Raw genomic sequence first — 23,366 nt, 5'->3', positions numbered from 1 at the left:
GGTAACTGGTGATGTCATTGTTTTGTTGAACGCTCATGCAACAAAAACCAAAACTCATTTTTATACTGAGTGTTTGTGACATAGAGATGTCAGGTTGTGATTCCACAATAACGCACAATCTTTTAGTGCAAATACTGTTATACTGTGCAGCAAATAACCACATGAACCAAAAATGGTTTATATGTCTAAAAAATATATTTCAATGTTTTCCATAGTGCTTTGTAGAACAAAGCCTCTATCGAAGACATTGTGAACAAAGTAATTAAAGGTAATTTAAAAATACATGAGTGATGATCCGCATTATCAGCGCGAGAAAGAAAAGTACGAAAATCCGGTAGCCAGCCGCGAATATTTAATGAGTTTATTAAAAGAACACGACAAGCCGTTGTCGTTTCTTGATATCTGTAATTTGGTGAACGCGTTCGATGAAGAAGCGCGAATTGGTATTCAACGCCGACTACGTGCCATGGAGCGCGAAGGGCAGGTGCAATTCACTAAGCAGAAAAAGTACATACTTCAAAACCGTGATGAGCTCATAAAAGGCAGAATTATTGGTCACCGAGATGGTTACGGCTTCTTGCGTCCTGAAGACAAAAGCGGTGACTTATTTATAAGTGCAGGGCAAATGAACTTGTTCCTTCACGATGACGTGGTAGAAGCGCGAATTAGCGGTACCGATCGTCGCGGCAGAAAAGAAGCGTTTGTAACGCAAGTTATTGAGCCGCGCAGCGAGCCTATTGTTGGTCGTTATTTTGTTGAGCAGGGCTTTGGCATGGTAGTGCCAGACGACAGCCGTTTGCAGCATGAAATTGTAATTCCTCCAGAAAGCACCAACGGCGCCCGCATGGGGCAGGTAGTAGTGGTAGAACTTACTCAGCGCCCTCGCCGTAAGATGAACCCGGTGGGTAAAATTGTTGAAGTACTTGGTGAGCATATGGCACCAGGTATGGAAATAGAAATGGCGCTTCGCACTTTCGATATTCCACACCAGTGGCCGAAAGGCGTGACTAAACAGGTCGAAAAGCTTACCGACCAGGTGCCAGATGAAGCCAAAGAAGGTCGCATCGACTTGCGCCAGCTTCCCCTTGTTACCATTGATGGTGAAGATGCTCGCGACTTTGATGACGCAGTATATTGCGAACCGCTAGACGATGGTGGCTGGCAACTATGGGTAGCCATAGCCGATGTAAGTCATTATGTAAGAACAGGCTCTGCCCTTGATGATGAAGCGCAGCAGCGCGGTAACTCAGTGTATTTCCCTGACCAAGTTATTCCAATGCTACCAGAAGTATTGTCTAACGGTTTGTGTTCACTAAACCCTGAAGTAGACCGACTTTGCATGGTGTGTGAAATGACCATCAGCGCGAATGGCAAGCTGGAAGAATTCCAGTTTTACGAAGCGGTAATGAATTCACATGCCCGTTTAACCTACACCAAAGTGTGGAATATTCTTCAAGGCGACAAAGAACTACATCAGCGTTACGAGCCTCATGTACCTCATTTACGTAATCTTCACGACTTGTACCGCGCGCTCAAAAAAGCCCGTGCCAAGCGTGGTGCTATTGAGTTTGAAACCCAGGAAGTGAAGTTTGTATTCAACGCCCAGCGCAAAATTGAAAATATCGTGCCTTTAGTGCGTAACGATGCGCATAAGCTTATTGAAGAATGCATGATTATGGCGAACGTAAGTGCGGCGTTGATGTTAGAAAAGCATGAAGCGCCAGCGCTATATCGTGTACACGATAAGCCAGACGCCGACAGACTTACTGCTTTTACCAGCTACTTAAGTGAAATTGGTATCCCTCATGCCATTGTAGAAGATGCTGAGCCAGCCGCGTTTACCGATGTAGTGCTTAAAACCCGCGGTCGAGTAGACGAAGAGCTTATTCAAACCATGCTGCTACGCTCAATGAAGCAAGCGGTTTACGATGGCGAAAACGTAGGGCACTTTGGTTTGGCACTAGAAGCTTACGCCCACTTTACATCACCTATCCGTCGTTACCCTGATTTAGTGGTACACCGTGCGCTGAAAGGCATTATTGCTAAACAGCAGGGTAAAAAGGCGGTAAGCGGTGCTAAAAACTACTCTGTTGAAGAAATTGAGCAGCTTGGTGAACAGTGTTCAATGACAGAGCGCCGCGCTGATAATGCGACTCGCGATGTGGCTGACTGGCTTAAATGCGAGTTCATGCTTGATCACGTAGGCGACACTTTTGAAGGGGTAGTGAGCTCGGTTACAAACTTTGGCTTATTTGTGCGTCTTACTGAATACCATATTGACGGCTTAGTACATATAACCTCACTAGATGATGACTATTATCACTATGATGATGTTAAACAAGCGCTAGTGGGTGAGTCGGGCCATCGTCAGTTTAGACTTGGTGATACGGTTGAAGTAACCGTTGCGGCGGTAAATCTTGATGAAAGAAAGATTGATTTATTACTCGATAAGTCTATGCTGCGCAGCACTAAAGGCAAGAAGGTAAAAGTGAAGACAGCTAAAAAGGCTTCAGACAAACCTACTCGCTTTGATAACAAATCCCGCTCTGGTAAAGACTCCCGTTCGGACAAGAAGGGGAGCAAAGGTAAAGGCGGCACAAACTCGTCTAGTCGAAGCGGTGGAAAATCGTCAAGTCGCGGCAGCGCAAAAGGCGGTAGCAGCGGAAAAACATTGTCATTGAATAAAAGAGGTAAGCGTTAAATGGCGCAGCAAGAATGGTTATACGGTTTACATGCCATGCAGTCGGTACTTGAAAAAGAGCCCGAGCGTGTAATGGAAGTGTGGGTTTTAAAAGGGCGTAACGATGAACGCTTGACCAACATTGTTAACCAAGCCCGCCGTTTCGGAATTTCAGTTCAGTTCAGCCAGCGTAAAGCGTTAGACGAGAAAGTAAACGGCGAACAGCATCAAGGCGTTGTTGCCAAAGCAAAGCCTGCTCGCGTATTGGATGAGGCTGACCTTGATAAAATACTTGAGCGAGAGTCGCAGCCACTAATTTTGGTGTTAGACGGTATTACCGACCCTCATAACCTAGGGGCGTGCCTACGTACAGCTGATGGTGCGGGCGTACACGCTGTGGTTGTACCTAAAGACAAGTCGGCAAGTTTAAACGGTACAGTGCGAAAAGTGGCCTGTGGGGCAGCTGAAGTTATGCCACTAATCCAAATTACAAACCTTGCTAGAACCTTAAAACACCTTCAAGACAAAGGGCTTTGGATTGTGGGTACCGCCGGTGAAACCGATAAAACCCTTTATGATGTAGACCTGAAAGGCCCAACTGCACTAGTGATGGGTGCAGAAGGTAAGGGCATGCGTCGACTAACAAAAGAAACCTGTGACGAATTGGTTAAGTTACCCATGGCTGGTAGCGTAACAAGTTTGAACGTGTCGGTAGCAACTGGCGTGTGTTTATACGAAATCGTAAGGCAGCGCAGTATGTAAAGACTAGCGGCCTGTATTAGCTGGCTTATTGCAACTAATATAATAATACTTATGAAAAAAGCGCGTGATCCGAGAGGGTCACGCGCTTTTTGCTTTTAAGTAAAAATAATAAGAGTTTTAATATTTTGTTACATTTTGTATTGTAAAATAAATGTTAATTATGAAATTTTATTCCTAACATGAATTTGCTCGTAGAACGCATTTGGCGCGCTTTTCATCAAGTGTGGTGTTTTTTTTAGTATTTTTAAAGGTATAAAAAATACTCACCAGGGTTAAGGCAACATACTCAACTGTTTGATTAGCCGCCTAATATGAGCTCTGTAGCTAACCTGCTTATCGCTGGTTAGCTATTAACCTGACAAACGGGTAGGTCGTTGCAACGCTGTTGCGTCGGTTGTCATGGATGAGCTTTTCGTATGAGGTAATGGTTATACCTGTATGTCATTTAATAACAAATAGCTTCAAAAGCATGAACTAAAACAGTGCTGAAGTTAATAAAGACAGATAAAACAGGAAATAAGTTTTGAACTCAAAATTAAATAAGAAACACACATGTCTAACAGCAGCTGCACTAGCTGTATCATTTGGTTTAATGACTAATTCTGCAATGGCAGCAGGCGAAGGTCTGGTAAAAGTCAAAGAAAAACCGCAAACCCTTAAACAAGCGCTAGGCAAAAGGCTAACTGTTGACCGCCTTGTTACAGTAGACCAAGAACGCTACATCATTAAGTTTAAAGACGAAATGATAAGTGAAACGGTAGAGGTAGCCAGTTCAAGTGATACGCTTACCAGCAGCAAAGCCAAGTCAAAGGTTAAGACTAAACTGAAAAACAAGAAGCCTTTCAGCATTGCTTCAGCTAAATCCGAAGTTAGAAAAGCCGGAGGTTCAATTAAGAAAGAGCTTAAGAAGCATAAAATGGTGGCGGCTACTATGAGTAAGTCTGCGCTAAACAAGCTTCGTAAAAACCCTAATGTAGAAAGTATTGAAGTAGATGTTCGCCGTAAGCCTATGGCGCAAACTACCCCTTACGGCTACACCATGGTACAAGCAAATCAGTTTGGTCAGTCAGATACTACAGCTCGCAAGGTATGTATCATCGATACGGGTTATAACCTAGGTCACCCAGATCTGCCTGGAACCAACGATGGAGTTACAGGTCAAGCTAACAACAGTGCTGTTGGTAACTGGTATAACGACGGTAACGGACACGGTACTCACGTAGCGGGTACCATTGCGGCATATGATAACAATGAAGGTGTTGTTGGCGTTTACCCTGGCGTGGATATGCATATCGTTAAAATCTTTAACGATAATGGCCAATGGACTTATGCGTCTGACCTAATTGATGCGATTACTCAGTGTCAAGACGCGGGCTCAAACGTAGTTAACATGAGCTTAGGGGGCGGCAGCTCATCTACTACCGAACGAAATGCTATGCAGAGCTTCACTGATGCCGGCATGTTATTGGTAGCGGCTGCGGGTAACGATGGTAACAGTGCAAAGTCTTACCCTGCTTCTTACGATGCAGTAATGTCGGTTGCAGCGGTAGACTCAAACGAAAACCGTGCAAGCTACAGCCAGTATAACGACCAAGTTGAAATTGCTGCGCCAGGAAGTGCCGTGCAGTCTACTTACCCAACTAATACCTACGCGTCTTTAAGCGGCACATCAATGGCTACGCCACACGTCGCAGGTGGTGCAGCATTGGTGTGGAGCTACTTCCCGCAGTGTTCAAACAATCAAATACGTAATGCGCTAAATGCAACAGCCGAAGACAAAGGCAGTGCTGGACGCGATAACTTTTATGGCTATGGTTTGATGCAGTTAGCTGATGCGTATAACTACTTGAACACTAATGGCTGTGATGGAAGCGGCACGGGTGGTGGTGGCGGCTCTGAGCCAGGCGTAGAGCCAGTATCAGGTCAATTAACAGGCCTTTCAGGCACTCGCAGAAACTGGGATCGCTACACTTGGACTATCCCAGAAGGTGTATCGCAAATGACCATTCGTACCTCTGGTGGCTCAGGTGATGCTGACCTTTATGTGAAGTTTGGCTCACAGCCAGAAACCAATAGCTACGATTGTCGCCCTTATCAAAACGGTAATAGCGAAGTATGTACATTTGACGCACCAGCATCGGGTACTTGGCACATAGGTATCCGCGCATACTCATCATATAGCGGTGTGACGCTTTCATACTCGTATGAATAACTAACGCCGTAAACAAACGATACTTTCAAAGCCTGCATTTGCAGGCTTTTTTGTTTCTTTTCTACCAGCATTTTATCAATACATCCCCCGTCGAGAGAGCTTCTGCAAAAAGTTGCTGCTGGTTGCGAACTGTCAAGTTATACAAAGAAAAGTAAGCTTTGCAAAGATAGCGTAAAGCTCTGAACTAAGACCTTCTCAGATAGCCATATCGCTGTATTGTGCGAGCCAATATAAGCACTTTTTACGTGTGCCTGCTTGCGTTAACGCAGTCTTAAACCAATAAAGAACAACTTCAAAGGACATTCAATTTATGCAATTGACCTCTCACTTTTTGCTTAGGGGAACTTGGTTCCGTGCAGCAGCAATGGGGCTTGTAGCGCTACTAGGGCTTACCGCATGTGGTGGCTCAGACAGCAGTAGCTCAGATTACTCTTATGCTTACATACAGTTTTATAACGCATCACCTAATGGCGCGAATGTTGAAATGCGAGAGGTTGATGGGGATAGCTTTGGTTCAGCTCAATTTGGTGATGCTACCTCAATGTACTCGATGGATGATGGCGAATACGAAATTGAGTTCATTCGTACTGACTCAGATGACCAAGAAGTTTACATTGACGAAATTACCGTAGATTTAAAAAATGGCTATAAAACCATTGTTGTGATGAGCGGTGATTTTAGCAACCCGACTTTCACTACGTATTCGTATGAGCGCGAAACACTAGAAGACCATTTCCGTTTGTTTGCGCTTTCTGTGGCTATAGATGACTCATCATATGATTTCTACATGAGTGAATCGGGCGATCCGTTTGAAGCGGCTAATTTTCTTGGCACCGTGACCACTGGTGACATGATAGAGTTCGACTATTGGGATGCTGACGACGACAGCGAATACTTCGATGAAGACGAGTATACAATTTACCTTACCGAGCCAGGTAGCGATGAGGTGGTATTTGAATCTCAAACGATAGACTTCGTTTATGAAACTGAGTATTTAATGACCCTTCGTGATGTAAGCGGCGCTATCCAAGAAGGGCTTGTGGTCGACACGGTATTAAACTCTTCAACAGTAACAGCCTTGACCGATGTTGAAGCTGATTCGCAGTATCGTATATACAACTCTACCAATCTAGATGCCGAGCTAAATGTTACCTTTGGCGGTAATACAGACGAAGAAGACGTGAGCTTTACGCTGGCAGCGGGTGAAATGTCTGAATTTAGTGCTATCCGCTATGGCGATTATCGCGTAACCGTAACTGACCCATCAGGTACAGTTACATCGCTTAGCAATAAGCTAATTACCCTTAACCAAGGTGAGAGTAAAGCTATTCTTATCTACAACACTAACAACCAACTAGGTGCTGCCACCTTTGTTGAAAGCGGTTTACCACAGGCTTATGACAAGACCGTTAACTTTATCAACCTAGTCAGTGACTTCGATGATGTGGACTTTTACTTAGTAAGAAACGACGAAACCATTGATACCGCGGAATATGATATACAGAACCTAGAGTTTGCTGAAAGCACCAGCGAAGTGCTGCCGTCAGATTACTACGAAGTAATTGCGGTTTACGAGGACGATAATGAAGAGCAAGTGCTTCTAGATAGAACGTCTCTGTATGGTTTTACTGAAGAGGAAAACTACATCGTAACTGTAGAGCCAGCAGATACCGCAACAGGATATGAAATTAACGTGCTTTATTAATTAGTTAGTCTATTTATTATACTAATTGATAATGCGGAAAACTTTCATCTTGTGAAATATCCCATAAGTTTAAAAGGTCAATGTTAGTACATTGGCCTTTTTTATTTGCAGTCTGGGAGGGCTAAAATCCTCATGAGTATTATTCGAGATCTTCAAGTTATATCTGATGATAAGGCTATGTCATTAGATGAAAAGTTAGAAAGTTTGCTGCGTATCGGTACAGAAGCGCTTCGTTTAGAAACAGGGATTGTGAGTAATATTCAGGGAGAGCGGTATAGCGTGCTAAGCGTTGTCACTCCCAACGGTGACATACCAAAAGGCGCTGAATTTTCCCTTTGCGATACGTATTGTGCCGACGCTGCAAGAGCCGACTCAGTCATTGCGTACCATAATATCGATGTTCAACCTGGAGCTTCACATCCTTGTTTCGATAAATACACGCTAAAAAGTTACCTCGCTTCTCCTATTCGCGTATTCGGTGAGTTCTACGGTACGGTAAACTTTTCCTCGCTGTCTTCAAGAGATGAACCGTTTAATGAACTAGAAACCGACTACTTGTTACTGCTTGCCACCTGGATTGGCAATGAACTTGAACGGCAGCAGTCTATGAGTAATCTGAATGCCCAAAAGGTCATGTTTGAGGAGCGAAACTCCCTGTTAAAACAAGTAACAAATTTGGCTGGGGTTGGAACATGGGAACTGGATGTAGAAAGCGGCTCGATAATCTGGTCGGGTGCACTAAAGCGCATGCTTCACGTTCACAGTGATCGCGTGATGGTAGCCGAGGATATACTGAAATTTATCGTCGATGAGGAGCATCGTAAAAAATACGCCGAAAAATTTAAGCAAACAATGCAAACAGGGGAAGATTTCTTATACAAAGTAGAGATTCGAACCGATGCAGGTGAAAAGCGTTGGATTGAAAGCAGAGCCCATCCCATAATGGACAACGGCAGGTGCGTAAAAGTAGTAGGTGCTACTGTCGATATTACGCAAATGCAGATAGACAAGGCTGTTCTACAGCATAAAAGCGACTTAGCGCAGAGCGCCCTCAAAGCGAGAGGTGATTTTTTGGCTAATGTGAGCCAGGAAATACGTACGCCAATTCATGGCGTTCAGGGGATGCTAGAAGCGCTAATGGCGTCGCCATTAAATTCGAAACAAATGGAATTAGCCTCTCTTGCTGCGCAAAGCGCAGACTCCCTCCTCAACATAGTGAACGACATCTTGGACTTTTCAAAAATTGACGAAGGGGAACTAGTCTTTGAAGACGCGCCTACTAACTTTGAAGAAACGATTGAAGAACAGATACCCATGTTCACAAGTCTTGCACAGGAAAAAGGGATAACGTTTAGCGTAAATACATCAGCGCTCAAAGGCCAAACTTTTATCGCTGATAAGTTGCGGTTAGGGCAGGTACTCATCAACTTGGTAAACAACGCTTTTAAGTTTACCAAAGAAGGTGAAGTAACCGTCGAGACAAGGTGTGTGCGTTACGGTAAAGGGCGCTATCGGGTTAAATTAATTGTGACTGACACAGGTATTGGTATCAGCGCTCAGCAGCAGAAAATAATCTTCACCCCGTTCATGCAAGCAGACAGTTCTACACAACAACTTTTTGGCGGAACAGGTTTAGGCTTATCAATCGTTAAACGAATAGTAGAACACTATAACGGAAAAATTGAAGTGAGTAGTGAGTTGGGTATTGGCGCTCGCTTTACCGTTACTCTCACATTAGATGATGCAAATGCAGGCGCTATTGCAAGTAAAACAGTTGCTCAGAACGATACTTACATACCAAGTAAAGAGGAGCTGAGGGCGTTTAAAGCGCTTGTTGTAGAAGATAATGAGATAAACCAAGTTGTAATAAAAGAGCAACTAAGAGAGATAGGTCTTGTTAGTGATTTAGCGGTAAACGGTGAGGATGCCCTAGAAAAGGTTAAGCGTTCAATGGCTGAAAAGTCACCCTACGCGCTAATATTTATGGACTGCCATATGCCCGTTATGGACGGTTTAGAGGCAACCAAACAAATTAGGCTAATAAATCAACAGACCGCCGAAGTTCCTATAATCGCCTTAACGGCAAATGTTTCGACAGGAGAAAAAGAAAAATGCTTGAAATCTGGCATGGACGACTTCATATCAAAACCTGTTGGTGTAAGTCGCTTGAAAGAATGCGTTTTTCGACATATGAGTAAGCAGTTTGTAAACACTGTTTCAGCGTTAAAAGATCCTGCTTGATAACCTATGACGTGGTTATCGGCCCCGACTTTTAGTCGGGGCTTTTTTATTGCTCACATAGTTTAAAAATAATTCAATTTACCGCTATCACTTCCTAAAGTTTTCTGTTATTATTTCGCGCCCTTTTTATGGGGGTATGTACATAAAAGCAACGATATCCAGTTGTTTTTAGCAGCACTAACGACTCGGGAGAGTCTTAATTTAAGAGCGGAGCACTAACATGATCCAAATGCAAACTAACCTGGACGTTGCAGACAACAGCGGCGCTCGCAGGGTTCAGTGTATTAAGGTTCTTGGTGGCTCGCATCGCCGTTATGCAGGTATCGGTGACATCATCAAAGTTACTGTTAAGGAAGCAATTCCTCGCGGTAAAGTTAAAAAAGGTGACGTACTGAATGCAGTGGTGGTGCGTACTAGAAAAGGCGTTCGTCGTGCAGATGGTTCTACCATTCGTTTTGACGGTAACGCGGCTGTTATGCTTAATGCTAACAAGCAACCAATTGGTACGCGTATCTTTGGCCCGGTTACCCGTGAGTTGAGAAGTGAAAACTTCATGAAAATCATCTCATTGGCCCCAGAGGTACTATAAGGAGTCACGATAATGGCTAATAAAATTCGTCGTGATGATGAAGTAGTCGTATTAGCGGGTAAAGACAAAGGCAAACAAGGCAAAGTCCTTAAAGTGCTTATTGCTGATAACCGTGTAATTGTAGAAGGCGTTAATCTTGTCAAGAAGCACACTAAGCCAAACCCACAACTGGGCGTAGCTGGTGGCATCGTTGAGAAAGAAGCTTCTATTCACGTTTCTAATGTTGCGATTGTTAACCCGGCAACGGGCAAAGCAGATCGCGTTGGTTTCCGTTTCGAAGATGAGAAGAAAGTACGTTTCTTCAAGTCTAACGGCGAACTTGTTTAATTATATTGGAGAGTACGATGGCGAAACTGCATGATTTCTATAAAGAAACAGTAGTAGCTGAACTTGCTAAGCAGTTCGGATACAAAAGCGTCATGCAAGTCCCTCGGATTGAAAAAATCACTCTAAACATGGGTTTAGGTGAAGCAGTTGCTGACAAAAAGGTACTTGAGAATGCTCAAGCTGACATGACGGCTATCGCCGGTCAGAAGCCTGTTGTTACAGTTGCTAGAAAATCAGTAGCGGGTTTTAAAATCCGTGAAGGTTATCCGATTGGCTGTAAAGTAACCCTACGCGGCGAGCGTATGTGGGAATTCCTAGAGCGTTTGATTTCAATCGCTATTCCACGTGTTCGCGATTTCCGTGGTTTGAATCCTAAATCATTCGACGGACGTGGTAACTACAGCATGGGCGTGCGTGAGCAAATCATTTTCCCTGAAATCGATTTCGATAAAGTGGATAAGGTTCGCGGTATGGATATTACTATCACTACCAGTGCGAATACTAATGACGAAGCACGTGCTCTGCTGGACGCGTTTAACTTCCCATTCAAAAAGTAGGGGTGTAGGGTTATGGCAAAAGAATCAATGAAGGCACGCGAAGCTAAGCGTACTAAGCTAGTAGCTAAGTATGCTGAGAAGCGCGCCGCACTTAAAGCGATTATCAGCGATGTTAACGTTTCTGAAGAAGAGCGTTGGGACGCTGTTCTGAAGCTACAACAACTGCCACGTGACTCTAGTTCTTCACGTCAACGTAACCGTTGCCGTGTAACTGGTCGTCCACATGGTTACCTACGCAAATTCGGTCTTAGCCGTATTAAGCTTCGCGAAGCAGCGATGCGCGGTGAAGTCCCTGGCCTTAAGAAAGCCAGCTGGTAAGGAGTAGCTGATAATGAGCATGCAAGATCCTATCGCGGATATGTTTACCCGCATCCGTAACGGCCAGATGGCACAGAAAGTTTCTGTGACTATGCCTTCTTCAAAACTTCGCGTTGCAATCTGTGAAGTATTGAAAGCTGAAGGTTATATCACTGACTTCGCTGCTTCTGGTGACGTTAAGCCTGTTTTAGAAGTTACGCTTAAGTACTTCGAAGGCAAGCAAGTAATTGACACTATCGAACGTGTAAGCCGTCCTGGTCTGCGCATCTATAAGAAAAAAGATGAGCTTCCAAAGGTTATGGGTGGTTTAGGCGTAGCTATCGTGTCGACTTCTAAAGGTGTGATGACTGACCGTGCAGCGCGTAACGCTGGCATGGGCGGTGAGATCATCGGTTATGTAGCATAACGGAGGAGTTGAAATGTCACGTATAGCAAAAGCCCCAGTAGACGTTGTATCAGGTGTAGAAGTTTCTATCTCTGGTCAAGAAGTTACTGTTAAAGGTAGTAAAGGCACTTTGACCCGCGTTTTCAACGACGCTGTAGAAGTTGCACAGGAAGAGAACCAACTTAAAGCACTTCCACGTGAAGGTTTCGCTGACAGCTGGGCACAAGCAGGTACTGCTCGCTCTATCCTAAACGCAATGGTTCAAGGTGTTTCAGAAGGTTTCGAGAAAAAACTTACATTGTTAGGTGTTGGTTACCGTGCACAAGCACAAGGTGCCAAGCTAAACCTTACACTAGGTTTCTCTCACCCTGTAGTATACGAAATGCCTGAAGGCATTACGGTTGAAACTCCTAGCCAAACTGAAATCGTCGTTAAAGGCGCCGATAAGCAGGTGGTTGGTCAGGTTGCGGCGAACATTCGTGGTTACCGTCCACCAGAGCCTTACAAAGGTAAAGGTGTACGTTACGCTGACGAACACGTACGTCGTAAAGAAGCTAAGAAAAAGTAGGTGGGTGATACGATGGATAAGAAAACAGCTCGCATTCGTCGCGCTACTCGCGCACGAGCAAAAATTCGTGAACTGGCCGCGCATCGCTTGGTAGTTAACCGTACACCTCGCCACATCTACGCTCAGTTAATCGCTCCTTGCGGTTCTGAAGTGTTGGCAGCGGCTTCAACTGTTGAGAAAGATCTTGCGAAAGATCTTAAGTCTACAGGTAACGCTGAAGCAGCGACGGTAGTCGGTAAAGCAATCGCAGAGCGCGCGCTTGAGAAAGGCATTAAAACAGTGGCTTTCGATCGTAGTGGTTTCCAATACCACGGTCGCGTTAAAGCATTAGCTGATGCAGCTCGCGAAGCTGGTCTTCAGTTCTAGGAGTTTATAATGGCTAAACAAGACGTTCAAAATGGTGAATTTCTAGAGAAATTGATCGCTGTAAACCGCGTTTCTAAAGTGGTTAAAGGTGGTCGTATCTTTAGTTTCACTGCATTGACAGTAGTGGGTGACGGTAACGGTCGCGTTGGTTTTGGTTACGGTAAGGCACGTGAAGTACCTGCTGCAATCCAAAAAGCAATGGAAAAGGCACGTCGCAACATGGTTGACGTAGACCTTAACGGTCACACGTTACAGCACCCGATTAAAGGTCGTCACTCTGGCTCTAAAGTTTACATGCAGCCAGCATCTGAAGGTACCGGTATTATTGCCGGTGGTGCGATGCGTGCAGTACTTGAAGTAGCTGGTGTACAAAACGTACTTTCAAAATGTTACGGCTCTACAAACCCAATCAACGTTGTACGTGCAACAATCAACGCGCTAACAGAAATGAATAGCCCGGCGAAAGTTGCTGCGAAGCGTGGATTGTCTGTAGAAGAAATTTTGGGGTAATCAGACATGGCAACGATTAAAGTAAAGCAAACTAAAAGTGCAATTGGCCGTCTGCCAAAGCACAAAGCTACGCTTAAAGGTTTAGGCCTTCGTAAAATCAACCATGTTCGTGAACTGGAAGATACCCCAGCCGTTCGTGGCATGATCAACCGTGTACATTACATGGTTGAGATAGTGGAGGAGTAAGACATGCGTTTAAATACAATTTCTCCAGCCGAAGGTTCAAAGCCTACTGGTAAGCGTTCTGGTCGTGGTATCGGCTCAGGTCTTGGTAAAACAGGTGGCGTAGGTCACAAAGGTCAAAAAAGCCGTTCAGGTGGCCGTGTTAAGCCAGGATTCGAAGGTGGTCAGATGCCTATCCAGCGTCGTCTTCCTAAGTTCGGTTTCACTTCACGCAAGAGCTTTGTTACTGATCAAGTAACTCTTGCTGAAATCGCGAAGGTTGATGGTGATACTGCGTCTCTTGAGACTTTAAAAGCAGCTGGACTTGTTAAGAAAGAAATCCAGTTCGTTAAAGTTGTTAAGAGCGGTGAAGTTTCACGCGCTGTTACAGTAAGCGGGTTAAAGGTTACTAAAGGCGCTAAAGAAGCGATTGAAGCTGCTGGCGGTAAAGTAGAGGAATAAGCTAGATGGCTAAACCAGGATTGGATTCAGGCGCTAAAAGCGGCTTGAGTGAGCTTAAGGCAAGATTGTTGTTCGTACTTGGTGCGATTGTTGTATTCAGACTAGGTTCTTATGTTCCTATCCCTGGCATCGATCCAGCGGTACTTGCTGACTTGTTCGAGCAACAAAAAGGCACCATTGTAGAAATGTTTAACATGTTCTCTGGTGGTGCGCTTGAGCGTGCATCCGTTCTGGCTTTGGGCATTATGCCATACATTACTGCATCCATTATCATGCAGTTGCTCTCGGTGGTTCACCCACCGATGGTGGAGCTTAAAAAAGAAGGCGAAGCAGGCCGTCGTAAAATTAGTCAGTACACGCGTTATCTAACGCTTGTATTGGCTATCTTCCAATCTATTGGAATTTCGACTGGTTTGCCTAACCTGATTAATGGATTGGTGATAAACCCTGGCTTCGGATTCTACTTTACGGCAGTGGTGAGTCTAGTCACAGGAACTATGTTCCTTATGTGGTTAGGTGAGCAAATTACCGAACGAGGTATTGGTAACGGTATCTCTATATTGATTTTTGCTGGTATTGTTGCCGGTCTGCCAACAGCGATAGGTCAGACTGCGGAACAAGCAAGGCAGGGCGACATTAACTTGTTGTTCCTACTGTTGATTGGCGCAATTGTTATTGCTCTTACATATCTAGTTGTATTTGTAGAGCGCGGACAGCGCAGAATTGTGGTAAACTATGCAAAACGTCAGCAAGGCCGTCAGGTTTTTGCTGCGCAAAGCACCCATTTACCGCTAAAAGTCAACATTGCTGGTGTAATTCCACCAATCTTTGCTTCTAGCATTATTCTGTTCCCGGGTACCATCGCAGGATGGTTCGGACAGAATGAATCAACAGCGTGGTTGCAAGATGTAGCGCTTATGCTATCTCCTGGTCAACCGCTGTACGTGATGTTATACGCAGCTGCGATTATCTTCTTCTGCTTCTTCTACACGGCGTTGGTATTTAACCCGCGTGATACAGCAGATAACTTGAAGAAGTCTGGCGCGTTCATCCCAGGCATCCGCCCGGGTGAGCAAACGTCACGATACATTGACAAGGTAATGACTCGCCTTACACTGGCTGGCGCACTGTACATAACCTTTATTTGTTTAGTGCCTGAATTCATGCTAATCGCTTGGAATGTTCCGTTCTACTTCGGTGGTACGTCGCTTCTAATTATTGTAGTGGTTATCATGGACTTTATGGCACAAGTACAGACACATTTGATGTCTAGTCAATATGAGTCTGTGCTGAAGAAAGCTAACCTTAAAGGCTACGGCCGATAAGTTAGCCCCTTAATATTGATAGAAAGGGGAAAGATGTAATGAAAGTTCGTGCATCAGTAAAAAAGATTTGCCGTAACTGTAAAGTTATCAAGCGCAACGGTGTTGTGCGTGTAATTTGCAGTTCTGACCCAAAGCATAAGCAGCGTCAAGGCTAATCAAAGCGGAACAGAATATTTGCAAGACTAAGTGAGCAGAACCTGAATTATACTTGTCAGGTTCTGCTAGTTTTGTTTAAAAGTATTTTGAACCTTAATTTGCAATTTAGTCGACGGGTAAGTATCCTATCGGGCTTTTTAGGTCGTCGACAAATAAACAAGAGGAGTGCTGTTAATGGCCCGTATCGCTGGCATTAACATTCCTGAGCACAAGCATGCTGTAATCGCTATCCAAGCGATCTATGGCGTTGGTCCCACACGTGCGAAAAGCATTTGTGCGGGTGCTGGTGTTGCAGAAAATACAAAAATCAAAGAGCTAGACGAAGCTACTATTGATAAGCTTCGTGACGAAGTGGCTAAATTCACCGTTGAAGGTGATCTACGCCGTGAAGTCTCTATGAGCATCAAACGTTTGATGGACCTGGGTTGCTTCCGTGGTATTCGCCACCGTCGTAGCTTGCCTCTACGTGGTCAGCGCACTAAAACTAATGCGCGTACCCGTAAAGGTCCTCGTAAGCCAATTAAGAAGTAAACGGGGAGTAAGTTATGGCTAAAGCACCAGCTCGTAGCACGCGTAAGCGCGCTAAACGTCAGGTTGCAGACGGAATGGCTCATATCCATGCGTCTTTCAACAACACAATTGTGACTATTACAGACCGTTCAGGCAATGCACTAGCATGGGCGACATCTGGTGGTTCTGGTTTCCGTGGTTCACGTAAATCTACCCCATTTGCTGCACAGGTAGCTGCTGAGCGTGCAGGTGTTGCTGCACAAGAATACGGTCTTAAGAACCTTGAAGTATTCGTTAAAGGTCCAGGTCCAGGCCGTGAGTCTGCGATCCGTGCTCTTAACGCTACAGGTTATAAGATCACAAACATTACCGATGTGACCCCTATTCCTCACAACGGTTGTCGTCCACCGAAAAAACGTCGCGTTTAATCGACGGACAGTTGGAGAAAGATCATGGCAAGATATTTGGGTCCTAAACTCAAACTTAGCCGTCGCGAAGGAACTGACCTGTTCCTAAAAAGCGGCGTTCGCGCAATCGATTCTAAATGTAAAATCGATACAGCGCCTGGTCAGCACGGTGCCCGTCGTGGCCGTCTGTCTGACTACGGTGTTCAGCTGCGTGAAAAACAAAAAGTTCGTCGTATGTACGGCGTTCTGGAAAAACAATTCCGCAACTACTATAAAGAAGCTGCACGTCTAAAAGGCAACACAGGTGAAAACTTGCTACAGCTTTTAGAACAGCGTCTTGATAACGTAGTTTACCGTATGGGTTTCGCTAGCACTCGTGCTGAAGCACGTCAGCTAGTTAGCCACAAGGCGATCATGGTAAATGGTCAAGTTGTGAACATCCCATCGTTTAACGTTTCTGCCGAAGACGTGGTTTCTGTTCGTGAAAAGGCTAAAAAGCAAGCGCGTATCGTAGCTGCTTTGGAACTGGCTGACCAACGTGAGAAGCCAACCTGGATTGAAGTAGACAGCAGCAAAATGGAAGGCACTTTCAAGCGCGTTCCTGAAAGAACTGACCTGTCTGCGGAAATTAACGAACAGTTGATCGTCGAACTTTACTCTAAGTAAAGCTAACTAAAGAGGAAGCATTGTGGGTTCTGTGACTGAATTCCTAAAACCGAGATTAGTTGAGATCGAAAACGTTTCTCCTACTCGTGCCAAAGTAACTTTGGAACCACTAGAGCGCGGCTTTGGCCACACTCTAGGTAACGCCCTACGTCGTATTTTACTGTCATCTATGCCAGGATGTGCAGTTACCGAGGTAGAAATTGACGGCGTTCTTCACGAGTACAGCACCAAAGAAGGTGTTCAGGAAGACGTAATTGAGATTTTGCTAAACCTTAAAGGTTTAGCGGTTCGCCTTGAAGGTAAAACTGAGGCAACCCTAACTCTAGTGAAATCTGGCGCTGGCCCTGTTGTTGCTGGTGATATTCAGCATGATGGCGACGTAGAAATTGCAAACCCTGAGCATGTTATTTGTACTTTAACTGGCGAAGCTGAAATCAGCATGCGCATTAAAGTAGAAATGGGCCGTGGTTATGTACCAGCTTCTACCCGTCGCTCCTCTGAAGAAGATGATCGTCCAATTGGTCGTTTGTTAGTTGACGCTTCATACAGCCCAGTTGAACGTATTGCTTACAGTGTAGAGTCTGCACGTGTTGAACAACGCACAGACCTAGACAAACTAATCATCGACATGGAGACGAACGGTACTTTGGATCCTGAAGAAGCGATCCGCCGTTCTGCTACTATCCTAGCTGAACAGCTAGATGCATTCGTAGACCTACGTGATGTATCTGAGCCAGAAGCGAAAGAAGAGAAGCCAGAATTCGATCCGATTCTGCTTCGCCCAGTAGATGACCTAGAGCTAACAGTACGTTCTGCAAACTGTTTGAAAGCAGAAGCTATCCAGTACATTGGTGACCTGGTACAGCGCACTGAGGTTGAGCTACTTAAAACGCCAAACCTTGGTAAGAAATCGCTAACTGAAATCAAAGATGTTCTAGCATCTCGTGGTCTTTCTCTAGGTATGCGCCTAGAAAACTGGCCGCCAGAGAGCATCGCTGAAAAAGATTAATCAGGTTTTTATCAAACTGATTTGTAGAGAAGGATAAAACTATGCGCCATCGTAAGAGTGGTCGTCAGTTGAATCGCAACAGCAGCCATCGTCAAGCTATGTTCAAAAACATGGCCGGTTCTTTGGTCAAGCACGAAGTGATCAAAACTACGTTACCAAAAGCGAAAGAATTACGTCGCGTAATCGAGCCTCTAATCACTATGGCTAAAGAAGACAGCGTTGCAAACCGCCGTCTAGCTTTTGCCCGCACTGGTGACAAAGAGGTTGTAGGTAAACTATTCAACGAGCTTGGTCCTCGTTACGAAGCTCGCCCAGGCGGTTACACTCGCATTCTTAAATGCGGTTTCCGTGCTGGCGACAATGCCCCAATGGCATATGTTGAGCTAGTTGACCGTCCAGTTGTAGAAGCTGAAGAAGAAGCAGTAGAAGCAACTGAAGAGTAATTATTACTCGATTAGAAAAAGGGGCCTGAGTGAAAACTCAGGCCCCTTTTTTTTGTACCTAAAGAATAATGGGGTCAGAGTTGCAACTCTGACCCCATTATTGTTTTTTATCTCACAATTGCTCATCAAGCTTACGAAGTATTTTGTCATACCTTAATAATCACTTTGGCTTGTTGCTTGCTAACAAATAGGTAAGTATTTAGTCCATGCATTGAAAGCGCCGTTCTACGCTAGGCTTTTGGCACTTGGTTACTTTTGTTTTTCATTGCAAGGAAGTTTATGTTAACCGTTTCATCATTTACACAGTCGCTATCATCAAATCCTGTGTTCAGTAAAACACTGTCTACTGCATATGAACGGCTGAGTTCGGGGCTTAGAATAAATAGTGCTGCAGATGACAGTGCAGGTTTACAGATATCAAATAGACTCACGTCAGAGTCAATTGCAAAAAATCAACTTCGCCGTAACTTAAACGACGGCATTAGCTATGCACAAATAGCGGAAGGCGGGCTGCAAGAATCTGCCGATATATTGCAGCGTATGCGGCAATTAGCCATGCAGTCACAAAATGGCATTAATACTGATTCAGATAGGCGCGCACTAGATAGAGAATTCCAACAGTTAAAAAACGCACTCAATGGCATTGCCTACAATACCGAAGCATTTAACCGATTGCCTTTGCTTGGTGATAACGACTTATTATCTGATAACGTACCTTCAATAGGCGATACCTTCGTAAAGGGAAATACAACGAGATTGAGCAGTGGCTTACGCTCGATAGCGTATATTCCCGCTGGTTCAACAAATATATCTATAGATATTGATAGCTTTTCAGCAGACGATGATCTGCAGGTATTCACAACAAGTGGTAGGCACCTAGTTGGCACCCCACTGTCTGATAATGTGTGGGGTACCAATAACGTAAACTCAACAAGCGACATCAAACGTTTTTTATTCTTACCTGAAGAAGGGTATGCACCAACAGCAAGCTACGATGGAAGTTCATTGATTACAAATGGTTCTGGTACGATTAACGGAACAACATTCACCTTTTCAGGTGACCAACACCCAGGCGTAACAACAGAAAGTTTAACCATTGATAACACTAGCGAGCCGCTCATTATTGCAGTAGTGGGGCGAGGTGTATTTGATGCCACAGTAGATTGGGATACGTTGGGTGCTGCAGGGAGCGGTGGAAACAGCTTTGAAGCGGGCCCTGTGGATATCACTGCTACTAACTCGCTTAGCGATGGCACAGATTTTATAAACTTAACTAAAACGCCAGTGGGTTTATCTGACCTAGACATGGTTGAAAGCGATGTGCTTTCCTTTGAAAATGCAGAAGTGGCGTTACAGCAAATTGATGAAGCATTGGAGTATGTTAGCGAGAGTCGCGCTTTCTATGGCGCAAAAATGAATCAAATGGAGTCAGCGCTCAAAATAAATGACCGAATGCACGAAGGCCTAATGGCGGCCCGTTCTCAAATCCTCGATACTGATTTTGCTGAAGAAACTGCTAAATCCACAAAGGCGCAAATAGTTGAACAAGCGAGCATTTCTGTTCGGGCCCAGGCTCAGTCCAGTGATGAGCAGGTTTTGGGGTTGTTGGGATCTATAGGTGATAATTAGAAGTGCGTGTTTTATCATTTCAATAGCGATTTATAGTAATATCAACCTATGCTTTTCGACGTAAAACGCTTTAAAAGCTTTGTAAATTTATCCACAATCAAAAACCAAGGAAAATACGAGAGATGGGAAGCCAGATTACCTGCTTTAAGGCCTATGACATTCGAGGTGAACTAAATACACAGCTTACTGAAGAAGTGGCATACAGAATTGGCTATGCATTCGCTGCAGAATTGAGTGCAAAAACGGTAGTGGTTGGCAGTGACGTTCGTTTAACCTCTACCCCCTTAAAGCTAGCACTAAGTGCAGGTCTGATCGATGCCGGTGCTAAAGTGACTGATATTGGGATGGCTGGCACAGAAGAAATATATTTTGCTACCAAACATCTTGGTCTCGACGGTGGTATAGAAGTTACCGCAAGTCATAATCCGATAAACTACAATGGTATGAAGCTCGTGAAAGCTGGTTCTGTTCCAATAAGCGGCGATACAGGCTTAAACGCAATAAAAGTACGCGCAGAAGCGTTAAGCGATGAGTTCGTTTTAGGACGTCTTTCTCATTATACTTCGGGCGGGCTTATCGATGCAGATGCTTTTTTCAACGGTCAAGCGCATGTGCAGCTAGAGAAGCTAGAAGAAACTGACCAATACCTCAAACAATCATGTTTGAAAGATTATGTTGCCCACATGCTGTCGTACGTTGAACTTTATAACTTTACCCCCCTTAAAATTGTAGTTAACGCTGGTAATGGTGCGGCTGGTCCAGCACTCGATGCCATTGAGCTCGAGATGCACAAACAAAACGTGCCTGTCGAATTTGTTAAAGTTCACCACAACGCAGACGGCACTTTCCCAAACGGTATTCCTAACCCTCTTTTACCCGAAAACCGTGCCGACACAGCCAATGCAGTCAAAGCCTCAGGTGCCGATTTTGGTATAGCCTGGGATGGCGATTTCGACCGTTGTTTTTTATTCGATGCAGACGGCGAATTTATTGAGGGATACTACATAGTTGGCCTTCTTGCTGAGGCTTTTATTGAGAAAAATACCGACAGCAAAATAATTTATGACCCAAGAGTGTATTGGAATACCGAAGACATAGTAGTGAACGCAGGCGGCACGCCAATTAAGTCAAAAACTGGCCATGCATTTATTAAAGAAAGAATGCGTAAAGAAGATGCAGTATATGGCGGTGAAATGAGTGCGCATCATTACTTTCGCGACTTCGCCTACTGCGATTCAGGCATGATCCCTTGGTTGTTAATTGCAGAACTTGTGTGCGTAAAACAGCAAACTCTAGCCAGCATGGTGAAAGAGCGTATAAAAGCTTTTCCTTCTTCAGGCGAGATAAACAGTAAATTGAAAGATGCTGACGCAGCGCTAGACCGAGTGACAAAAAAGTATCAACCCTTAGCTGACGTTGTCGATACTACCGATGGTCTAGGTTTAGAGTTTGACGATTGGCGCTTTAATTTACGTAAATCGAATACTGAGCCGGTAATTCGTCTTAATGTAGAAAGTAAGGGCAATATTTCCCTAATGGAAGAAAAAACTAAAGAGGTGTTAGCTCTTATACGCGCTGAATAAGTAAACGCCGAACGCTAAATTTTACGATAAAGATAGGGCATAAGTGCTGAACTTCGCCCTATTTTTATTTCTACCTAGTTTTTGCCATTTAATCGCAACACAAACCTTTGTATACTAAACACTGAATATATAAATAACAGGACGTGGGCCACGCACCCACACATCAAGGATATTACAAATGAAACCAGTAGTATTAGCTGGCGGCTCAGGTAGTCGCTTGTGGCCAAAGTCTCGTGCAGCGCTTCCAAAGCAGTTTTTGTCTCTTACGTCCGATAGCACTATGCTGCAAGACACGATCACACGCTTAAAAGGTACACCAGCTCAAAATCCAATCTTTATTTGTAATGATGCACACCGCTTCCTAGTAGCTGAGCAGCTTCGACAAAAAGATATTCAGCATGGTGGCATTCTTCTAGAGCCTGTTGGTCGTAATACGGCACCGGCAATTGCATTAGCTGCACTACACGCCACAATTAATGGCGAAGACCCTGTTCTTCTAGTGTTGGCCGCTGACCATCTTATTAAAGATAACCAAGCATTTCAAACTGCTATTGCTAAAGCCGAAAAGCTGGCAGAGCAGGGCAAACTTGTTACTTTCGGTATTGTTCCTGACCAGCCGCATACTGGGTATGGTTATATCAAAGCTGGTGAGCAAGCGGGCGATGGTTTTGAAGTAGCACAGTTTGTAGAAAAGCCTGCTTTGGAAACTGCAAAAGAGTATGTAGATTCGGGTAGTTATTACTGGAATAGCGGCATGTTTATGTTTAAAGCAAGCCGTTATTTGGAAGAGCTAGAGAAATATAACCCTGAAATGCTAGACGTGTGTAAGCGTGCTATCGACACAGAAACACCAGATCTAGATTTCATCCGTGTTGACCACGACATTTTTGCGACTTGCCCAGACGATTCAATCGATTACGCGGTAATGGAAAAAACCGATAGCGCAGCTATGGTTCCATTAGACGCAGGTTGGAGCGATGTGGGGAGTTGGTCGTCACTATGGGAAACTGCAGAAAAAGACGAAAACGGTAATGTTACTGTAGGCGATACTATCCTAGAAAATACTAAAAACAGTTACGTAAATGCTGAGCAGCGCTTGGTTTCTGTAATCGGGCTAGAAGACGTTATTGTAGTAGAAACAAAAGATGCCGTTATGGTGGCCCACAAAGACGATGCACAAAGCATTAAAACGGTAGTAAACAAGCTTAAAGCAGAGCATCGCCCAGAGTTTGAATTCCACCGTGAAGTATTCCGCCCATGGGGTAGCTACGACTCTATCGATAGCGGCGCCCGTTTCCAAGTAAAACGCATTACGGTTAAGCCAGGTGAAAAACTATCTGTTCAAATGCATCATCATCGCGCTGAGCATTGGATTGTAGTATCTGGCAGTGCAAACGTAACTATTGATGAAGAAACACAGCTAGTTACCGAAAACGAGTCTGTTTACATTCCTATCGGTGCGGTTCATGCACTTGAAAACCCAGGAAAGATCCCCCTAGAGCTTATTGAAGTGCAGTCAGGTGCATATCTTGGTGAAGACGATATAGTTCGCTTCTCTGATAGATATGGGCGTGTTGCCAAATAATTAATAATGACATTTTTAAAAAGCACCGAAAGGTGCTTTTTTCTTATCAGGGACACTCTCAAGAAGACAAAATGACGAATATCCTGTGTTGCCACTATTTGAAATAGGTTATTATTAGCTGTAATAGCTGGTTTGCATGCTCAGTAGCTGAACCATGCAATATTAAGGAAAGCAGTTTAGCATTGCATAGGAATAGGGTGTTTACGCAT

25 protein-coding genes are annotated in these 23,366 nt (G+C 44.4%); all 25 read left to right on the top strand.

The window, feature by feature from the left end; all coding sequences use genetic code 11:
• Window positions 1-283 precede the first annotated feature (283 nt).
• The 25 genes from rnr (at window position 284) to ACXAGK_RS12070 (ending at window position 23,157) form a co-directional block, all read left to right on the top strand.
• A complete protein-coding gene (gene rnr, locus ACXAGK_RS12190; protein ID WP_474856445.1) occupies window positions 284-2,701 on the top strand; it encodes a ribonuclease R in 2,418 nt (805 codons plus the stop codon).
• Complete coding sequence (gene rlmB / locus ACXAGK_RS12185; protein ID WP_474856444.1) at window positions 2,702-3,442, top strand: 23S rRNA (guanosine(2251)-2'-O)-methyltransferase RlmB; 741 nt, start codon at window positions 2,702-2,704, stop codon at window positions 3,440-3,442.
• A 523-nt stretch (window positions 3,443-3,965) separates the two neighbouring features.
• Complete coding sequence (locus ACXAGK_RS12180) at window positions 3,966-5,654, top strand: S8 family serine peptidase (RefSeq protein ID WP_474804423.1); 1,689 nt, start codon at window positions 3,966-3,968, stop codon at window positions 5,652-5,654.
• A gap of 310 nt (window positions 5,655-5,964) precedes the next feature.
• Entirely contained in the window at window positions 5,965-7,359 is a 1,395-nt protein-coding gene (locus ACXAGK_RS12175) for a DUF4397 domain-containing protein (protein WP_474856443.1), read from the top strand.
• Between the two features lie 132 nt (window positions 7,360-7,491).
• Window positions 7,492-9,600: a GAF domain-containing hybrid sensor histidine kinase/response regulator gene (locus ACXAGK_RS12170; protein WP_474856442.1), complete on the top strand. Its 2,109-nt coding sequence runs from the start codon at window positions 7,492-7,494 to the stop codon at window positions 9,598-9,600.
• Between the two features lie 220 nt (window positions 9,601-9,820).
• Window positions 9,821-10,189, top strand: a complete 369-nt coding sequence (rplN, locus tag ACXAGK_RS12165) for a 50S ribosomal protein L14 (protein ID WP_012519228.1) — start codon at window positions 9,821-9,823, stop codon at window positions 10,187-10,189.
• Window positions 10,190-10,201: 12 nt separating this feature from the next.
• Entirely contained in the window at window positions 10,202-10,516 is a 315-nt protein-coding gene (gene rplX, locus ACXAGK_RS12160) for a 50S ribosomal protein L24 (RefSeq protein WP_014950912.1), read from the top strand.
• 17 nt (window positions 10,517-10,533) lie between these two features.
• Entirely contained in the window at window positions 10,534-11,073 is a 540-nt protein-coding gene (gene rplE, locus ACXAGK_RS12155) for a 50S ribosomal protein L5 (RefSeq protein ID WP_012519226.1), read from the top strand.
• A 12-nt stretch (window positions 11,074-11,085) separates the two neighbouring features.
• Window positions 11,086-11,391, top strand: a complete 306-nt coding sequence (gene rpsN / locus ACXAGK_RS12150) for a 30S ribosomal protein S14 (RefSeq protein WP_012519225.1) — start codon at window positions 11,086-11,088, stop codon at window positions 11,389-11,391.
• Window positions 11,392-11,404: 13 nt separating this feature from the next.
• Window positions 11,405-11,797, top strand: coding sequence for a 30S ribosomal protein S8 (gene rpsH, locus ACXAGK_RS12145; protein ID WP_012519224.1), 393 nt, complete (start codon window positions 11,405-11,407; stop codon window positions 11,795-11,797).
• 13 nt (window positions 11,798-11,810) lie between these two features.
• Window positions 11,811-12,344 carry a 50S ribosomal protein L6 gene (gene rplF / locus ACXAGK_RS12140; RefSeq protein WP_334059908.1) on the top strand — a complete coding sequence of 178 codons (534 nt, stop codon included), beginning with the start codon at window positions 11,811-11,813 and terminating at the stop codon, window positions 12,342-12,344.
• Between the two features lie 12 nt (window positions 12,345-12,356).
• Window positions 12,357-12,710 carry a 50S ribosomal protein L18 gene (rplR, locus tag ACXAGK_RS12135; protein ID WP_014950908.1) on the top strand — a complete coding sequence of 118 codons (354 nt, stop codon included), beginning with the start codon at window positions 12,357-12,359 and terminating at the stop codon, window positions 12,708-12,710.
• 9 nt (window positions 12,711-12,719) lie between these two features.
• Complete coding sequence (gene rpsE / locus ACXAGK_RS12130; protein WP_012519221.1) at window positions 12,720-13,220, top strand: 30S ribosomal protein S5; 501 nt, start codon at window positions 12,720-12,722, stop codon at window positions 13,218-13,220.
• 6 nt (window positions 13,221-13,226) lie between these two features.
• Window positions 13,227-13,406 (top strand): 50S ribosomal protein L30, encoded by a 180-nt coding sequence (gene rpmD, locus ACXAGK_RS12125; RefSeq protein WP_012519220.1) that lies wholly within the window; start codon window positions 13,227-13,229, stop codon window positions 13,404-13,406.
• A 3-nt stretch (window positions 13,407-13,409) separates the two neighbouring features.
• Entirely contained in the window at window positions 13,410-13,844 is a 435-nt protein-coding gene (gene rplO / locus ACXAGK_RS12120) for a 50S ribosomal protein L15 (protein ID WP_012519219.1), read from the top strand.
• Window positions 13,845-13,849: 5 nt separating this feature from the next.
• The gene (secY, locus tag ACXAGK_RS12115; protein WP_012519218.1) at window positions 13,850-15,169 is read left to right on the top strand and encodes a preprotein translocase subunit SecY; all 1,320 of its coding nucleotides are present in this window, start codon (window positions 13,850-13,852) and stop codon (window positions 15,167-15,169) included.
• Window positions 15,170-15,207: 38 nt separating this feature from the next.
• A complete protein-coding gene (gene rpmJ, locus ACXAGK_RS12110; RefSeq protein WP_012519217.1) occupies window positions 15,208-15,324 on the top strand; it encodes a 50S ribosomal protein L36 in 117 nt (38 codons plus the stop codon).
• A gap of 175 nt (window positions 15,325-15,499) precedes the next feature.
• Window positions 15,500-15,856 carry a 30S ribosomal protein S13 gene (gene rpsM / locus ACXAGK_RS12105; RefSeq protein WP_012519216.1) on the top strand — a complete coding sequence of 119 codons (357 nt, stop codon included), beginning with the start codon at window positions 15,500-15,502 and terminating at the stop codon, window positions 15,854-15,856.
• A 14-nt stretch (window positions 15,857-15,870) separates the two neighbouring features.
• The gene (gene rpsK / locus ACXAGK_RS12100) at window positions 15,871-16,263 is read left to right on the top strand and encodes a 30S ribosomal protein S11 (protein ID WP_012519215.1); all 393 of its coding nucleotides are present in this window, start codon (window positions 15,871-15,873) and stop codon (window positions 16,261-16,263) included.
• Window positions 16,264-16,287: 24 nt separating this feature from the next.
• A complete protein-coding gene (rpsD, locus tag ACXAGK_RS12095) occupies window positions 16,288-16,908 on the top strand; it encodes a 30S ribosomal protein S4 (protein ID WP_012519214.1) in 621 nt (206 codons plus the stop codon).
• 19 nt (window positions 16,909-16,927) lie between these two features.
• Window positions 16,928-17,917 carry a DNA-directed RNA polymerase subunit alpha gene (locus tag ACXAGK_RS12090; RefSeq protein ID WP_039217818.1) on the top strand — a complete coding sequence of 330 codons (990 nt, stop codon included), beginning with the start codon at window positions 16,928-16,930 and terminating at the stop codon, window positions 17,915-17,917.
• A 41-nt stretch (window positions 17,918-17,958) separates the two neighbouring features.
• Window positions 17,959-18,360: a 50S ribosomal protein L17 gene (rplQ, locus tag ACXAGK_RS12085; RefSeq protein ID WP_012519212.1), complete on the top strand. Its 402-nt coding sequence runs from the start codon at window positions 17,959-17,961 to the stop codon at window positions 18,358-18,360.
• Window positions 18,361-18,639: 279 nt separating this feature from the next.
• Window positions 18,640-19,989 carry a flagellin N-terminal helical domain-containing protein gene (locus tag ACXAGK_RS12080; RefSeq protein ID WP_474856441.1) on the top strand — a complete coding sequence of 450 codons (1,350 nt, stop codon included), beginning with the start codon at window positions 18,640-18,642 and terminating at the stop codon, window positions 19,987-19,989.
• Window positions 19,990-20,111: 122 nt separating this feature from the next.
• Window positions 20,112-21,572: a phosphohexomutase domain-containing protein gene (locus ACXAGK_RS12075; protein WP_474856440.1), complete on the top strand. Its 1,461-nt coding sequence runs from the start codon at window positions 20,112-20,114 to the stop codon at window positions 21,570-21,572.
• Window positions 21,573-21,750: 178 nt separating this feature from the next.
• The gene (locus ACXAGK_RS12070) at window positions 21,751-23,157 is read left to right on the top strand and encodes a mannose-1-phosphate guanylyltransferase/mannose-6-phosphate isomerase (protein WP_474856439.1); all 1,407 of its coding nucleotides are present in this window, start codon (window positions 21,751-21,753) and stop codon (window positions 23,155-23,157) included.
• Window positions 23,158-23,366 lie beyond the last annotated feature (209 nt).

The sequence above is a fragment of the Alteromonas sp. ABM1_013 genome, from assembly GCF_056160505.1.
Note: the sequence above shows the minus strand (reverse complement) of the source record. Positions and strands in the feature narration are given on the sequence as shown.

Coding starts and splice junctions, on each gene's coding strand:
- rnr (WP_474856445.1), top strand. CDS start 284: ATGAGTGATGATCCGCATTATCAGCGCGAGAAAGAAAAGTACGAAAAT.
- rlmB (WP_474856444.1), top strand. CDS start 2,702: ATGGCGCAGCAAGAATGGTTATACGGTTTACATGCCATGCAGTCGGTA.
- ACXAGK_RS12175 (WP_474856443.1), top strand. CDS start 5,965: ATGCAATTGACCTCTCACTTTTTGCTTAGGGGAACTTGGTTCCGTGCA.
- ACXAGK_RS12170 (WP_474856442.1), top strand. CDS start 7,492: ATGAGTATTATTCGAGATCTTCAAGTTATATCTGATGATAAGGCTATG.
- rplN (WP_012519228.1), top strand. CDS start 9,821: ATGATCCAAATGCAAACTAACCTGGACGTTGCAGACAACAGCGGCGCT.
- rplX (WP_014950912.1), top strand. CDS start 10,202: ATGGCTAATAAAATTCGTCGTGATGATGAAGTAGTCGTATTAGCGGGT.
- rplE (WP_012519226.1), top strand. CDS start 10,534: ATGGCGAAACTGCATGATTTCTATAAAGAAACAGTAGTAGCTGAACTT.
- rpsN (WP_012519225.1), top strand. CDS start 11,086: ATGGCAAAAGAATCAATGAAGGCACGCGAAGCTAAGCGTACTAAGCTA.
- rpsH (WP_012519224.1), top strand. CDS start 11,405: ATGAGCATGCAAGATCCTATCGCGGATATGTTTACCCGCATCCGTAAC.
- rplF (WP_334059908.1), top strand. CDS start 11,811: ATGTCACGTATAGCAAAAGCCCCAGTAGACGTTGTATCAGGTGTAGAA.
- rplR (WP_014950908.1), top strand. CDS start 12,357: ATGGATAAGAAAACAGCTCGCATTCGTCGCGCTACTCGCGCACGAGCA.
- rpsE (WP_012519221.1), top strand. CDS start 12,720: ATGGCTAAACAAGACGTTCAAAATGGTGAATTTCTAGAGAAATTGATC.
- rpmD (WP_012519220.1), top strand. CDS start 13,227: ATGGCAACGATTAAAGTAAAGCAAACTAAAAGTGCAATTGGCCGTCTG.
- rplO (WP_012519219.1), top strand. CDS start 13,410: ATGCGTTTAAATACAATTTCTCCAGCCGAAGGTTCAAAGCCTACTGGT.
- secY (WP_012519218.1), top strand. CDS start 13,850: ATGGCTAAACCAGGATTGGATTCAGGCGCTAAAAGCGGCTTGAGTGAG.
- rpmJ (WP_012519217.1), top strand. CDS start 15,208: ATGAAAGTTCGTGCATCAGTAAAAAAGATTTGCCGTAACTGTAAAGTT.
- rpsM (WP_012519216.1), top strand. CDS start 15,500: ATGGCCCGTATCGCTGGCATTAACATTCCTGAGCACAAGCATGCTGTA.
- rpsK (WP_012519215.1), top strand. CDS start 15,871: ATGGCTAAAGCACCAGCTCGTAGCACGCGTAAGCGCGCTAAACGTCAG.
- rpsD (WP_012519214.1), top strand. CDS start 16,288: ATGGCAAGATATTTGGGTCCTAAACTCAAACTTAGCCGTCGCGAAGGA.
- rplQ (WP_012519212.1), top strand. CDS start 17,959: ATGCGCCATCGTAAGAGTGGTCGTCAGTTGAATCGCAACAGCAGCCAT.
- ACXAGK_RS12080 (WP_474856441.1), top strand. CDS start 18,640: ATGTTAACCGTTTCATCATTTACACAGTCGCTATCATCAAATCCTGTG.
- ACXAGK_RS12075 (WP_474856440.1), top strand. CDS start 20,112: ATGGGAAGCCAGATTACCTGCTTTAAGGCCTATGACATTCGAGGTGAA.
- ACXAGK_RS12070 (WP_474856439.1), top strand. CDS start 21,751: ATGAAACCAGTAGTATTAGCTGGCGGCTCAGGTAGTCGCTTGTGGCCA.